14 protein-coding genes are annotated in these 15,292 nt (G+C 35.9%); 8 read left to right on the plus strand and 6 right to left on the minus strand.

All coding sequences use genetic code 11. The annotated features are described in order from the left end of the window. The first annotated feature begins 26 nt into the window (after positions 1–26). Together L0B53_RS12525 and aroQ are read left to right on the plus strand one after the other, a co-directional pair. Positions 27–917 carry a shikimate dehydrogenase gene (locus tag L0B53_RS12525; RefSeq protein WP_235059947.1) on the plus strand — a complete coding sequence of 297 codons (891 nt, stop codon included), beginning with the start codon at positions 27–29 and terminating at the stop codon, positions 915–917. Between the two features lie 161 nt (positions 918–1,078). Next, a complete protein-coding gene (gene aroQ, locus L0B53_RS12530; RefSeq protein ID WP_235059948.1) occupies positions 1,079–1,519 on the plus strand; it encodes a type II 3-dehydroquinate dehydratase in 441 nt (146 codons plus the stop codon). A gap of 801 nt (positions 1,520–2,320) precedes the next feature. On the opposite strand, the gene L0B53_RS12535 is transcribed toward aroQ, so the two are convergent. From L0B53_RS12535 to L0B53_RS12560, 6 genes are all read right to left on the minus strand, one after another. Beyond that, complete coding sequence (locus L0B53_RS12535; protein WP_235059949.1) at positions 2,321–4,141, minus strand: bifunctional sugar phosphate isomerase/epimerase/4-hydroxyphenylpyruvate dioxygenase family protein; 1,821 nt, start codon at positions 4,139–4,141, stop codon at positions 2,321–2,323. A 12-nt stretch (positions 4,142–4,153) separates the two neighbouring features. Then, positions 4,154–5,224 (minus strand): Gfo/Idh/MocA family protein, encoded by a 1,071-nt coding sequence (locus tag L0B53_RS12540; RefSeq protein ID WP_235059950.1) that lies wholly within the window; start codon positions 5,222–5,224, stop codon positions 4,154–4,156. 19 nt (positions 5,225–5,243) lie between these two features. Continuing rightward, positions 5,244–6,176 carry an AEC family transporter gene (locus L0B53_RS12545; protein ID WP_235059951.1) on the minus strand — a complete coding sequence of 311 codons (933 nt, stop codon included), beginning with the start codon at positions 6,174–6,176 and terminating at the stop codon, positions 5,244–5,246. A gap of 16 nt (positions 6,177–6,192) precedes the next feature. Next, positions 6,193–7,458 carry a TRAP transporter large permease gene (locus L0B53_RS12550; protein ID WP_235059952.1) on the minus strand — a complete coding sequence of 422 codons (1,266 nt, stop codon included), beginning with the start codon at positions 7,456–7,458 and terminating at the stop codon, positions 6,193–6,195. Between the two features lie 9 nt (positions 7,459–7,467). Next, positions 7,468–7,962 carry a TRAP transporter small permease gene (locus L0B53_RS12555; RefSeq protein WP_235059953.1) on the minus strand — a complete coding sequence of 165 codons (495 nt, stop codon included), beginning with the start codon at positions 7,960–7,962 and terminating at the stop codon, positions 7,468–7,470. Positions 7,963–8,027: 65 nt separating this feature from the next. Beyond that, on the minus strand, positions 8,028–9,041 hold the full coding sequence (locus tag L0B53_RS12560; protein ID WP_235059954.1) for a DctP family TRAP transporter solute-binding subunit: 1,014 nt from the start codon (positions 9,039–9,041) through the stop codon (positions 8,028–8,030). A gap of 373 nt (positions 9,042–9,414) precedes the next feature. Here L0B53_RS12560 and L0B53_RS12565 point away from each other — a divergent pair, with 373 nt between their 5' ends. From L0B53_RS12565 to L0B53_RS12590, 6 genes are all read left to right on the plus strand, one after another. After that, positions 9,415–10,632, plus strand: coding sequence for a LysR family transcriptional regulator (locus tag L0B53_RS12565; protein WP_235059955.1), 1,218 nt, complete (start codon positions 9,415–9,417; stop codon positions 10,630–10,632). Between the two features lie 129 nt (positions 10,633–10,761). Beyond that, a complete protein-coding gene (locus L0B53_RS12570) occupies positions 10,762–11,214 on the plus strand; it encodes an NAD(P)-binding domain-containing protein (RefSeq protein WP_235059956.1) in 453 nt (150 codons plus the stop codon). 8 nt (positions 11,215–11,222) lie between these two features. Beyond that, a complete protein-coding gene (locus L0B53_RS12575; protein WP_235059957.1) occupies positions 11,223–11,510 on the plus strand; it encodes a hypothetical protein in 288 nt (95 codons plus the stop codon). A gap of 120 nt (positions 11,511–11,630) precedes the next feature. Beyond that, positions 11,631–12,584, plus strand: a complete 954-nt coding sequence (locus tag L0B53_RS12580; RefSeq protein WP_235059958.1) for a Gfo/Idh/MocA family oxidoreductase — start codon at positions 11,631–11,633, stop codon at positions 12,582–12,584. Between the two features lie 240 nt (positions 12,585–12,824). After that, positions 12,825–13,832, plus strand: a complete 1,008-nt coding sequence (locus tag L0B53_RS12585) for an aldo/keto reductase (RefSeq protein ID WP_235059959.1) — start codon at positions 12,825–12,827, stop codon at positions 13,830–13,832. Positions 13,833–14,005: 173 nt separating this feature from the next. Then, positions 14,006–14,449: a hemerythrin domain-containing protein gene (locus tag L0B53_RS12590; protein ID WP_235059960.1), complete on the plus strand. Its 444-nt coding sequence runs from the start codon at positions 14,006–14,008 to the stop codon at positions 14,447–14,449. Positions 14,450–15,292: the final 843 nt, after the last annotated feature.

A 15,292-nucleotide genomic window follows, 5' to 3' on the forward strand; every position in this document is an offset into this window, starting at 1 on the left:
ACTGATGATAAAAGGAGAGTGTATTTATGATATCGTGTCGACTTATTGGTATAAATATAGATAAATCAAGTGCTCCAAGCTTTCATAACCAATTAGCGAATGAATTATCGTTGTCATTAGATTATCAATTGTCACCGTTAAGTGAGCCAGAGTTCTCTGTATTTGAAAATTGTGTTAAGTTTCAACTCTCTCAGAATGTTAATGCGATGAATATCACATTTCCTTATAAAGAAATGGCAATAAAAGTTGCAAATTGGATTGATCATTCCGCGAAAGTTGTTGGTGCAGCGAATACTTTGATCTATCATAATAAAAAACTTTTAGCCTATAACACTGATTATACGGGCTTTATTCAAGCTTTTCGGCAGTCCAGTATCAATAAACCAGGCAAAGTTGTTGTTATTGGTTGCGGAGGCGTCGGTAAGGCTGTTATTCATGGGTTAATTGCATTGCAAGCATCAGAAATTATTATTTATGAGCAAGATACAGAGAAAGCTGAACATTTTTTACACACCCTGCCATTAAAAAATAGACAGGTTAAAGTGATTAATAAGACCCTTCTTGAATCCGCGGTGAGGTCTGCAAATGGCGTTTTAAACTGCACGCCTATTGGTCATCACAATTATTCTGGAATACCGATATTAGCTGAATGGCTAGATAAACAGCAATGGGTTTTTGATGCTGTTTATACACCAATAGAGACAGCTTTTATTCAGGAAGCAAAAGGCAAAGGGATTAAAACGTTGAGCGGTTTTGAACTTTTCTTTCATCAAGCTGTGGATGCTTTTAAATTATTCATACAACATGATCCTTCTATAAGTACATGTGTTTCTAGAAACCCATATCCTTATAGAAACCAAAGTATTTCTGAACAACAATTACAAGCGTTTAGAGATCAACATTTTAGTCAAAACTGAAACTATACCTAAAATAATTGAAGTTGCTAGTCAGTGGCCAATGAGTTAAGCCCCATGAGTATAGGTGTTCTATATGATTCGGATGCACGAGTGACGCCAATAATCTAGTCGCTTCAGGATGAAGGGTATAAAATAAAACTGAAAACCAAAAGGAAATGAACGTGAGCAAATTACTCATTTTAAATGGACCTAACCTTAACTTATTAGGCACTCGTGAACCAACCCAATATGGTTTTGAAACATTAGCGGATGTCGAGGAAAAGTGTCGAGTTCTTGCAGCTAAATACGATGTAGGTACAGAAGCTTTTCAAAATAATATCGAAGGCGAATTAATCAATGCTATTCATCGTGCGGGTGAAGAATTTAAGCGAGGAGAGTGTAAGGGGATTGTGTTTAATCCTGGTGCATACACACATACTTCAATTGCTTTACATGATGCAATTAAAGGCGTTGATGTCCCTGTTGTTGAAGTACATATTTCTAATGTCCATGCTCGTGAAAGTTTCCGTCATCACTCATATATTTCACCAGTAGCAGCCGGTACCATTATTGGAATGGGAACCCGCGGTTATGAGTTAGCGATAGAGTTTTTATTAGGTTAACTATTCACAAGTATCGTTAAAGCCTGTCTTTTATCTTACGAGTAAGTGGTGAGATAAATGCAGGCTTTTCTATATGAGCACATTGATTTTTTTATTATGATTTTTGGATATTGAATATCGCTTTATTTTATCTACTGTCCCGACAAAGAGGCAAAAAAAGAAGACAATACTAAGAAGGCTAACGAATTGCCAATAAGTCGAATTGAAATAAACAAACATGAATAAACCATGAATGTAACGAAATATCAATGCAATAAATAATAGGATTGAAGGGGTAATCTCTCTAATCAGGATATAAGAGATGATGGCTGTGATAGAGATAATTAATTTGAAAGCATACATGAGAGGCGAATAGACCGTTGACGTAAGGTTTGTCGTTAAGGCGATTAACACAATAAGGATAAATACAATAAAACTTTCTATTTTTACTCTAGACACAAAAAAACCAATATTTAACAAATCATCAATAATTGTAACATTGTGGGTTGATTAATTACAAGTTATTTTGATTTAGTTAAGCCTATTCTATTCAATCTATTATCATTTTTTATGATAAACGGCTGGTATAGGTTATGTAAAAAAAGAGCACAATGGTTGCTAGGTAGAGCCCAAGGGAAATAAGCCAATATACTCTTCATACGTGAAGTCGCTAGGTTGTTGGCTGCACTCGTTCGCCCCAATCATATAGTACACCTATACTCATGGGGCCTCACTGATTTGCCGCCTACTAGCAACTCCAATTACTTGGGGTATATATAAATAGTTTGAAGGTTTGTTATTATGTTAAAGATAAAATGTGTATTAATAAGCAGACGCTTGTGCAGCTAAACGGATAAATGCATTCGTTTCACCATACTTATTATACTCACCGATACGCTGTACCACTTCGAAGAACAACCCATTCATCTCTTTGGTGTAAAAGTGGAAGAAGCTTCCTTTATCATCCTCAGCATAAAGAATATTATTCTGTTGAAGCTTAGCGATAAGTTCGTCTGATACATCATATTGCGCTTGAATATCCAAGTAATAGTTACTTGGGATCTTCAATTGATAGATGGGAGACAGCTTCTTAACCGCTTTGAAAATATCATCACAGGCAATTGCAATTTGGTTAATGCTGGCACCATTTGACTCATTGATGAAACGTTGAGTGCTTGTCTTTTTCGCATTGGTGCTATTTAAAGCAATCTTTACTTTATCGTTTGGACTTTTTATTGTTTGGCTAGTAATTAAACCATTAATGTCGGGAAGATCAAAACTTTCTTCTGGAGTAAAACCAAAAATAGATTTATAAAAGAACAGATTTGATAAGAAATCAGCAGGTGCAACAACCTGTCCCATATGGTCAATATGGCTAAAGTTTGCATCACTATTTTGTTCTGCAACTCTTTCGAAATCAACTTCATAAAAAGTATGAGATTCAATACCATTAAATAGGCTAATCATAAGATTATTGGCACTTTTTAATGTAGGAATAGCGAGCTCATTCTGTTGTCGTGTTTGTGCAATAGTTGAACCGTTATAACGGATTGCAAGATCCTTCAAAGCTGAGACATTAGAAGTCACTAAACCTAAACCACAAACTGACTCGCCGTGCTCCTGTAGATGTAACCCTGCAGGGCTATTCTTTTCATAATTGAAAATAAAATTAATCTCACCAACTTGGTAAAGATCAACATCTTTACTTTTATGTTGGTGAGTTTTACAAAAACCAAGAGACTCAAGTACATCCGTAAATGGATTGTTTAGACGATCATGGGCTGCAAACTCGACAAAACTAACTCCTTCAGCAACCGGCGGTATTACGTCTTTATTTGTCTGATCTTCTAACCATTTTAGCGATCGAATACCATCGACTGCTTTTTTAATTGGTGACGATGAGCGGAACTCATCATTAAAGACTTCATGAGAGAGGTAATCATTAAAACCTTTATCCTTGAGTGCCTGTACGAATTCAATAACAGGAAAATCACCTTGACCAGGGAAGCAGCGGTAATGGCGACTATACTGCAAAATATCCATTTGCATTTTAGGCGCATCGGCAACTTGAACAAGTGCAATTTTTTCAACCGGGATCTCATTTTTTAGCGTGTCTAAAGTATTTCCGCGAGCAAACATGTGGAAAGTATCGAGTACGATACCAAGATTGTCGTGGTCAACCATATTAACGAGCTTCCATGCATCATCATAGTCAGCAATGTGACGACCCCAAGCAAGTGCTTCATAGCCAAGTTGAACGCCTTCTCGTTTAGCTAACTCAGCAATTTTATGAAGATCATCAGCACACTGGTGAAGGTCAGGTGATGAATAAGGCTGAGTATTACTACACATCATTAGGCGTTGAGTCCCTAATTGGTGAGCAAGTTCAATTTTCTTTTCTAACATATGGAATTTTTTTTCACGTAAACCGTCAGGCATACCCTCCATATCTCTAACCGGTTGAAGAACCAATATTTCAAGACCTAAACTGTCTGCAATACGACGTACGTCAGCAGCAGATCCTCGGTATTGTGTGAGATCATTTTCAAAAATTTCGATAGCATGAAATCCAGCTTTTGCTGCGGCATGCATTTTTTGTTCAAGGGTGCCAGAGAGGCAGACTGTTGCAATAGAATACTTCATATCAAACGCCTTTTAGTCTAATAATGGTGTAATATCACGCACTGGTGTGTATTGCTCTGACTCACAAGCATCGATAATTGCATCAATAACCAATAAATTTTGAAGTCCATCCCATACGCTGACTGTTGGTTCTGTTTCGTCACCACGAATAATGGCACAAAAGTGATTTAACTGACGTGCTAATGGATCTTCGCGAGTTAACTCTACTTGCTTTTCTTCCATTGCATTCCACCAAGAAGGTGTGACATCTTGATTAAAACTTTTAACTTGCATTGTAGGAATCGAAAGTGAACCATTTGTTCCTGCAATGTGATAACAATCTTCTTGATTATAAGTCGCGTAACTTTTATTTTCTTGGGATGTCTGCTCCCAACTACGAGGGCTTGAGGTTGCATCTGATAAAATAAAACTTCCGATTGCACCACTAGCAAAGCGCAATGTCATTGCTACGCTGTCTTCTACTTCAAACTGACGAGTATTATTAGAGCTAACAGCCTGAACACCAATAATCTCTCCCATCAGATGACGAAGATTGCCAATTTCATGAATCATATTGATTAAAATAGGGCCACCACCTTTTACTTTACGCCAAGGCCCTTCATCAAAATAATAGTCAGGTTTGTAGAAAGATGCGCTACCCATAATGGTGACCAGTTTACCCAACTCACCACTTTGGATAATTTCTTTCGACGTCTCAAGTAGTGGACTATAAGCTCGGTGATGACCAACAAGCAATTTACTCTTTTCACGTTGTGAATGTTTAAGGAGTTCAATTGCGTCATCAATTGAATCAGTGACTGGCTTTTCAATAATTGCAGGTACATCAGCTTCAATACAGGCATGAGCTTGCATAGCATGTAATTTATTAGGCGTCGCAAGGATGATTCCATCTGGTTTATCCGCAGAAAAAAGAGCATCCAAATCGTGATAAAGTGCAACACCTAGCTCTTTAGCGTAATCTTTTGCTGCTGGAGAAGGGTCAACAATAGAGGCGAGTTCACATTGCTCATTTTCAATAACAAGCTTAATGTGAGTTTTTCCGATAAGGCCAGCGCCGGCCACTGATATTCTAACTTTGTCCATGTCTAAATACCTATTACTGTTATAAAGGTGAAGATAAAAGAAATACAACAACGGAAAGGGTTATTCCTGAACATAACGTTGCTGTAATTAATGTGTTTGCGCAGAATTTTTCTTGACCATAGTTAGCACCCAAAACAGGGTAAATAGTTAACATTGGTGCAGCACAAAAAATAATCAGCGCATATTGTAAATTTTGTTCTAAATAAATATATTGAGTTAATAAAAGTGCGATCAGAGGGAAAAGTAAAAGCTTAACGCTGATCACTGAAAAAACTCGTCTTTTTTGGTCAAATTTTGGTGAATTAGCCAATGCTCCACCGATAACAAATAAAGCTAACGCGATAGCACTTTTAGAGAGTAAGGATAATGTCTCTTGTATTGCTAAAGGCAATTGAATACCTAATAAATTAATCGTGATTGAAAAAATAATCGTGACGATTAATGGGTTCTTAATTAATTTTTTAATAATGATGTTTATTTGATTAAATAACGATGTTTTAGTCCCTGAAACTGACTCTAATAAGATCAAGCAGAGAGGGATGAACAATAAGTTTTCGACAATAACGGCCATAATAAAGGCTTGGATATAAACATCATTAACCACTGATAGTGCAATAGGAAAACCAATGAATGCGCTATTCGGCATCCCACTTCCTAACGCATTAATATAAGCATCTTTCCACGATGTTTTTAATAAGCGCCGGGCAATGAGTAAAGCAATTAAAATACAACTTAAGCCGCTTAATGCATAGATCAAAAGAAAGTTTAGATTAATTGCACTGTCTAATTTAAGTTGTGAAACGTTATTAAAAATGACTGCTGGCATGGCAATATAAAGAACAAAGCGACTTAACTCTTTATGAAACGAAACGGTAAAGAATTGTTTCTTTATTGCGATATATCCCAAACCAACAGCTAGCATTAAAGGTAGAAGTATATTAAATACAGTCACCTTAATGATTCCTTATCTAATAGCCAAATAAGTTCGGTAAGAACAGGACACTTTGAGGCACAAAAGTAATAAAGAACAATACCAATACTTCAAGTAAAAACAGTGGCATGACTTGACGAGATATCGCAGCAATACCAACTTTCGAAATACTATTCGCGACAAATAGACAGATACCCATTGGTGGTGTAATCAAACCAATCATTAAGTTAAATATAACCACGATACCAAAATGGACCGGGTCAATACCAAAACTCATTGCAATTGGATGAAAAATTGGAATCAAGATTAGCATTGCTGCAATTCCTTCCAATACCAGGCCAACGGCAAGTAAGATTAAGTTCACCATAATTAAAAACATCACAGGATCTGAAATTGTGCTTAAAATTTGTTGGCTAATAAATTGTGGTACACGAGAAAACGTTAGTATCCAGTTTGCAACAGAGATAACAGCAATCAAAATAAGTACTATCGATGAATCACGCATCGAACGCACAAATACTTCAGGTAAGTCGCTAATTTTTAATGTTTTATAGACAAACATACCGACTGTTAGTGCATAAAATGCAGCAAATGCAGCAGCCTCAGTTGGGGTTACAATACCAAATAGAATAGAACCCAAAATAAACAATGGCATTGTGAGTGGAATAAACGCCTTCACTAATGCTTTACGTCGACTTGTTCGAACAACTTGGCTCTTAATATTATGACGAGTGGCATAGAAATAGACGAAAATAGAGAGTGCTATGGCAGATAAAACACCTGGTACTATACCGGCCAAGAATAGAGCAGGAACAGAGACACCACTGGCAATTAAGGCATAAATGATAACTGGAATACTTGGTGGAATCATTGGACCAATAACGGATGAAGCCGCGGTTAAAGCCGAAGAAAACTCTTTGCTATAACCTTCTTTTTCCATCTGAGGGATAAAAACACGACCTAACGCTGAAGTATCTGCCACTGCAGAGCCAGAAATACCCGCAAACATCACTGAAGACCAGATATTTACTTGTGCAAGACCACCACGAAAATGACCAACAAGAGAGTTAGCAAAATCAATGATTCGACCAGTAATGCCGCTCTTATTCATTAACTCACCGGCTAGAACAAAAAGAGGAATTGCTAAAATGGAAAATGAATCTAGGCCGCTAAAAATGCGTTGTGAAATTAAACTAATAGAAATAGGGGTACTTGATACATAAAAGGACATTGCTAAGATGATACTAAAGACCAAAGGCAACCCAATAAATAGCATCGAACCCATTAGAAAAATAGAAGGCATCGTATTTCCTTATACATCGCTTTGAGAAAGAGAAAGTTTAGGGGCACGCTTATAGTTTGTGACGTGCTGTATGAGTTTCATTGATGACGCTAAACAAAGAGCAATACCACCAATAATTAATGCAGATTGGAAGTAGTACATATGGACACCAATTCCGGGTGATTCAATAAAACCACGCTTCATGACAAATAAATAACCAGAATAAATTAAGATAATTGAACTAGCAAAAACCGATAAATCGATAACAATCGCCAGTGCTTTTTTAATTACGGTTGATTTTAAATTGTCTAAAATAGCGAATTTGATATGTAGGTCCTCTAAATAACAGAGTGAGGTTGCAAACATAACACCATAAATCATTGAGTATTTGGAAAGTTCTTCACCCCATAAAATTGAGGTATTAAAAAAATAACGGCTAATTGTGGTGGTTAACATGATCATAAATAGAACAAATAATGAAGTTCCTGATAAAACCGCTAACACTCTTTTATATTGAGTAATCATTCTTTTCACTTCTTCTTGTTATTTGCCTATCTGCTTAAGTTAAGAAGATAGGCAAGATCTAGACTTTATTTTGATGCGATTTTTACTGCATTTAATGCGCTGTCAATCCATTGTTGATCAACTTGCTGACCTAACCACTTAATTACCGGTGGTTGAGTTTTTTCACGGAACTGTTCAAGTTCAGCAGGCGTTAAGGTTGTTACTTTCATCCCTTTTTCAGCCAAAATTTCAAGACCTTCAGCCGAGTTAACTTGTTGGATACCTCTTCCCACTGTACCTGCAATTTTAGCCGCTCGATCAATTATCAATCTATCTTGATCTGAAAGTGAAGCGTAGAAATCATCGTTCATTAATAAGAAGTCAGTACTATAAACATGACCGTCTAAGGTGATGAATTTTTGAAGTTCATAAAATTTATTAGCACTAATCACGCTAACTGGATTCTCTTGACCATCAATAACACCTGTAGTTAATGCAGCAGGGACTTCTGGGAAAGCGATAGGGGTTGGTTCAGCGTCTACTGCCTTTAACATTTCAACATAAAGAGGAGTTGTCATCACACGAATTTTTAACCCATTTAAATCTGCAGGTGTCTTAATTTCATGCTTTGAATTAGTGAAGTGACGGAAACCTGTTTCACCATAAGCTAATGTTCTTAAACCCGTTGTCTTAAGGCATTTTTCGCTAAGCTTTTGACCAAATTCGCCATCTAAAACATCCCAAGCAACGGGAGAAGAAGGGAATAAGTATGGGATTTCTAATACATTTGCTTCTTTACAAAGTTTAGAGAATGCACCTGATACCATGGTCATTGATAACATCCCCTCCTGAGTTGATTGTAATAACTCAGTTTCACCGCCTAACTGGCCTGATGGATAGATATTGACATTGATACGACCATTAGATTCTGCTTCAACTAAGTTCTTAAAGACTTGAGTCGCGGCTCCTTTTTTTGAGATTGTCCAATCCTGAGAGTCGACGTGAGCAAGAGTGATATCAATACTTGCACTCGCTTGAGTTGCAGAAAGAATACCGATTGTTAAAGGCAATGCTAAAGCTAACTTCTTTGTCTGTTTCATTTGAATCTCCTTTTCAATATGAGATGAACATTAACATTAAAAAAACAAATGTGTGTAATTCATATAGTGAAAGTATTATTCACTTTTTAGTAACAAGAGACAATGATAAAATTAAGGATTTATCACGTTGCTATTAAAAAACTCATATAATACAGGTGATTATTTTCTTTTGTGAGAATGTTTTACCTAATTATTTTATTCAAATAATGTAAAATAATATTTTTCAAATAACGTGCGTGTTGTCACATATTGATGACTTGAATCATGCGTGTTCTTTATTTGTTAATGGTAAGTGTTACTATTTGCAGGGTTCAACAGGACGTTGATAGTTATCGAAATTACGATGATATATAAATAGCAAGGAGAGTAAAAAATGAATAACAATTTTAATATTCCAAATCTTCGCCATTTAAGAGCCATTGTTGAGGTTGTTCATACAGGGAGTATAACTAAAGCCTCGGAGGTGGTTTTTTTGTCTCAGCCTGCAATTACTCAAGCCATTTCTAAATTAGAAAATAATATTAATTGTGAATTATTTGAACGCTTGACTGATGGTATGCATCCAACTAAACAAGGTAAGGCTTTCGCGTTTCGAATTGAGCGTGCTTTAGAGTTAATAAGTCAAGGGATCTCCCAATCTTTGAAAGCGGGTACTGGACAACGGAAAACGATTGTTCAACGTTATCTTTTTAATATAACAACAACTCAATTGAAGGCTTTGGTTGCGGTTTCTGACGGTCAGAGTTTTACAGAAGCAAGTCGAATTCTTGGGGTATCTCAATCATCTGTCTATCGGTCATCAAAAGATCTCGAATCTATTTTAGATATTACCTTATTTGAAAAAACCAGTACCGGAATCTCAATAAGTAAAGCCGGTAAATTTTTTGTTAAAGCGGTAAAGTTAGCATTTATTGAGATTAAGCAGGGGGTAGAAGAGGTCACTCTTTGTGACAACATTGTCTCAAGTGTGATTAATATAGGTTGTTTGCCTCTGGCTCGAACGTGTTTGTTACCCAAAACGGTTAATCAATTTCTTGATACCTGTCCCGATTGCTCAATCAACATAATAGATGGCCCATACAATAACTTACTTGATAAATTAAGAAATGGTGATATTGATATACTTATTGGTGCATTACGTTTTCCATCACCTTATACCGATATTCGACAAGAAACGTTATTCCAAGCTGAGAATAAGATTGTAGGTCGTTTTGATCACCCGTTATTAAGCCAGAAGTTAGTTATTGATGATCTGCAAAAAGCCAGTTGGGTTGTGTATGGTAAAAACAGTCCAGCCAGAAGTATGTTTGAAAGTATTTTTACTGAACAAGATCTTGAAATCCCGACTAGATTAATCGAAGCGAGCTCACAGGTACTTATCCGAGAAATTCTTCTTGGTAGTGACCGATTAGCACTTTTGTCTGAACATCAGATCGAACGTGAATTGAAAGATCAGCAGTTCGCGATTCTTCCATTTAATTCAGGAAAACAGGTAAGACCCATTGGTTTAACATTAAGAAAAAACTGGTATGCAACAGAAACACAGAATCAATTTCTTCAACAATTAAGAGTCAATGGTGTACAGCTATAAGCTAAAATATTGCATAACTTTTATCAAAATTGAATACCCTATTGTTTTATTTAATTATCTTGTTTTTATCGTAGCTGTTACTATTTTTTAAAGATTAAAACCAATTACTTTAAATGGATTTATAGGGATATGGCGACGTTAAACAGAGTAGCATTGATTGGATTTGATGATACTGCTAAATCATTTATGAATAACTGGCAGCAAAGCCTTCCTAAGGTCATCAGTGCTTATGATATCAAAACTGAATGCCCATCTACACGAGAAGCAATACTGCTACAGTATATTGAATATGGTGTTCAAGGTACCTTTGTACTCGAAGAGGCATTGAGTAGTGCTCAATTGATTTTTTCTTTTGTTCCTAATCTTCAAGCCATCGATATTGCCAAAGATTGCGCTCAGTATATTCATAAAAAGCAACTTTATTTAGATTGTAGTTCGACCTCTATGGTGGTGAAGAAACAAGCTGCACACTACTTTGAACGGACAGGGTTGAGTTATATTGATGTGGCTGTGATGCCGAAAAAAACAGCCAACAAGAAACCATTGAGCTTCTTATTTCTGGTGAAAAAGCAGAACAAGTAGCAGATCAATTGACTGAGCTTAACTTTGATGTAAACGTTGTTTCAAATATTGCAGGGAATGCGACTGAAATTAGAGAGCGGTGTCTTGCTATTGATCAAGGCGTGAAAGAGTTATCTTTAGCGTGTTTAGAATCGGCACAAAAGGCCGGTGTTGAAATGCATTTAAAACATTATTTAGAAAAGACCTATCCCAATATTTGTTTAAATAATAATGCATGTTTAGTCGTCGATACTTATTTAGACTCTAAAAGTGATTTAAATGTAAACAAGGTTTTTAGCAACAAAAAAGTGGCTTAGAAAACTCGAACAGCGCTTTTTATTCATTCTACAAATTACTGTGTAAAAGGCTCAATTATTTATTGTAATAAAATTCAACTGTTATAAAAGTTAGAAATGAAAATAATTTAAGGATAAGTTATGAATGTATGTATTGTTGGTGCAACTGGGGCTTTTGGTCTAAAACATATCGATGCAGTAAAGCAGATAGAAGGAGTGGCTATTTCTTCGCTTGTTTCTCCTGATCTTGACAAATTAGATGATCTAATTTCAACGTTTGAGCAACCACCTGTAGGCTATGCTAACTTAACGGCGGCTTTAGAGTCTCCAGACGTCGATGCGGTGATTTTAGCAACGCCAACACAAATGCATGCAGCACAAGCCATTGAGTGTATGGAAGCGGGAAAACATGTTCTTGTTGAAATCCCAATGGCTGATAATATCGAAGACAGTTATAAAGTTGTTGAAGCTCAAAAGAAGAGTGGCTTAATTGCTATGGCTGGCCATACTCGTCGTTTTAACCCTAGTCACCAGTGGATCCAAAATAAAATTGCTGCGGGTGAGCTACATATCCAGCAGATGGATGTACAAACGTATTTCTTTCGTCGTACTAATACGAATGCTAAAGGTGAAGAGCGTTGCTGGACGGATCATCTTCTTTGGCATCACGCTTGCCACACTGTGGATCTTTTCCAATATCAAACGGGTGAAAAAGCGACTAAACTGCAAGCGATGCAAGGTCCAATTCATCCGAAATTAGGTATTGCAATGGATATGTCTATCGGGATGAAAGTACCAAGCGGTGCAATCTGTACCTTATCTTTATCGTTTAATAATGATGGTCCTTTCGGTACTTTCTTCCGTTATATTTGTGAAGAGGGAACGTATATTGCACGTTATGATGATCTCTTTGATGGCCGTGAAAACCCGATTTCACTTGAAGGTGTAGCAGTATCTAATAATGGCATTGAATTAATTGATCGTGAATTTTTTGATGCAATTAAGACTGGACGCGAGCCAAACTCAAGTGTTGCTAGTTGTCTTCCTGCAATGGAAACACTTCATGGTTTAGAGCAATTATTAGAATCAGAGTAAATTAATACAATACTTTCTTCTCTTATTAGAATTGAATAATCATTAGTGAATCATTATTTAAATACCCTACCACATTAGTCATGCTATTTGGTGGGGTTTTCTGTTTATAAAGATAATCACAAGCTTCATATATGAAAAGCCAGATTGTTAGTTATGTTCATTCATCTACTCGCCTCACGATGAAGTTTCGGTATAAATAGAACAAGTAAGAAAAGATAGCGTGAAAATAAGGATTAAGACATGACAAAAATTGCAGATAAAAAATTGGCACCAATTGCTTTAGGTTGTATGAATCTCTCTCATGCTTATGGCCTTGCACCAAGCAAGGAACATGGTATGAAGGTGTTGAATCAAGCATTAGATCTTGGCTATGATATGTTGGATACGGCAGCACTTTATGGTTTTGGATTAAATGAAGAATTATTAGCAAAAGCAGTTGGCCATCGTCGTGATGAGTTTTTTCTTGCCAGTAAATGTGGCATGTTTAAAGGTGATAATGGGTTACGAACCATTGATGGTCGACCTAAAACATTGCGAAAAAATTGCGAAGATTCATTAAAACGCTTGAATACCGATGTGATTGATCTCTATTACCTTCATCGCTGGGATAAATCGGTACCTATCGAAGAGAGTGTTGGAGAGCTTTCTCGTTTAGTCGACGAGGGGAAGGTAAAGCATTTAGGTTTATCTGAAGTGTCAGCTAAAACTTTATGCCTAGCCAATCAGGTTCATCCTATTGCAGCAGTCCAGTCTGAATATTCGCTTTGGTCTCGTAACCCTGAAATTGCAATTATTGAGAAATGCCAAGAATTAGGTACAACCTTTGTTTCATTCAGCCCTGTTGGTCGTGGTATTTTAACAGGAAAAGTTAAAAGTAATCAGTTTGTTGAAAAAGATATCCGTCGTGCAATGCCTAGGTTTTCAGAGCCAAACTTTACGCAAAATTTAGGGTTAATCGAACAGTTACAACCACTTCTAATTCAATTTGGGGCTGAAAATAGTACACAACCTCAACCAACATTAGCACAATTAGCTTTGGCTTGGACATTAACTAAATGTCCAAATAGTATTGCGCTTCCAGGAACAACTAACTTTCAGCATTTAGAAGAGAATTGGCTGGCTCAAAATTACCGCTTATCTTTAGATTTGTTGGCTAAAATTAACGACCTATTTAATTATCAAAATGTGTTTGGTACTCGTTATAATGCAACAACACAGCTAGAGATAGATACTGAAGAGTTTATTTAACCACTCTTATTTTTTGATTAAATTTAACGCCGTTCTCGATGAATTCTCTGAATCATTAAGAACGGCGTTTTTTATGATATAAAGGTAATATCAATAGTCGAAAGATAAAAATGAGTACAAATAATTCAACTCGGACTATAGTGATAAGTAAAGATAACTCTTGGAGTCAAGCTATGTCTACTATTTATTCCGTATTAACTCAGCATCACAATCAATGTGATTCAATATTAGAATTGACGAAGTCAGCAATTAATCATGATAAATGGCAAGAGGCGGATAATCATTGGAAAAACTTTCAACGTGAATTAAATTGCCACATTGAACAAGAAGAGGATGTGTTATTCCCTGCTTTTGAAGAAAAAACGGGAATGACACAAGGACCGACAATGGTTATGCGGATGGAACATGTTGAGATTAAGCAGTTAATGACGAACGTTCAATCGGCAATTAACAGTGAAAACAGCAATGATGGCTTAAATGCCTTAATCAGTTTGGTTGAAATCTTAGTGCAACATAATATGAAAGAAGAACAGATTCTTTATCCTATGTCTGATAGCCATCTAGATAATAATGAAGAGATTGCTATTGAGATAGCGCAAAAGCTTTCTCATCGTTAATCTATTTCTTGTTCGCCCCAGTCATCAAATATATTTAAAATATGAAGGGTGGGGCCTCACTCACTGCCGCCTACTAGTAACTCCAATTATCTTTAGTATCAGTATATTCAATGAAATATATTTATTCGTTACAGGGAAAGTTAGACCTGACTCAAAAAAAACAAGTAAATTTAATCAAATGATATTCAATGAATTAAAAGTTGATTTTAATCAAATTTAAACCGATTTTTAAGAGTAGTATATTTCGCAGAAAGTCATCAAGTACCTAATAATTATAATAAATAAAACCATGAAGAATATACGTCTCTAAATGTTCAGTTCAGTTTATTTAAATAAATAACAGTTGCCTCTGTTTGTATGAGTAGAATAAGAATCCAACTTTTAATTATCATTATGAGACTACTTTTATCATTATGAGTTAATTAAATATCAATTTGATCTCTTTATATGTCAATGAATTCCTTGGTTATATAAGTAATAAAGGCTTGTATTAACTGACGTGCAATAAGTTATTTGATGATGAAGTATTAAAAAGTGTAAATAGTTTAAATAGTTTAAATAGAGTAAAGATTAAAAAATAAAACACCTCACATAAGGTGGAGTAACCTAATCTTAATTAAAGTTTAAAAAAGCAGACTATATTGCTTTTATACTCAAGTATGAAGAGTATATACGTTAATTTTTTCTTATTAACTTATCAATAAAAATAGTGATAGGGAGTGTTTTTCCTATCTTAATTTTATATCTTAGAGTGATATACCTAAAATAATTGGCGTTGTTAGTAGGCGGCAAGTGAGTGGGGCCCCATGAGTATAGATGTACTCTATGATTGGGGGGAACGCA

This window comes from Vibrio sp. SS-MA-C1-2, assembly GCF_021513135.1.
Taxonomy (GTDB): domain Bacteria; phylum Pseudomonadota; class Gammaproteobacteria; order Enterobacterales; family Vibrionaceae.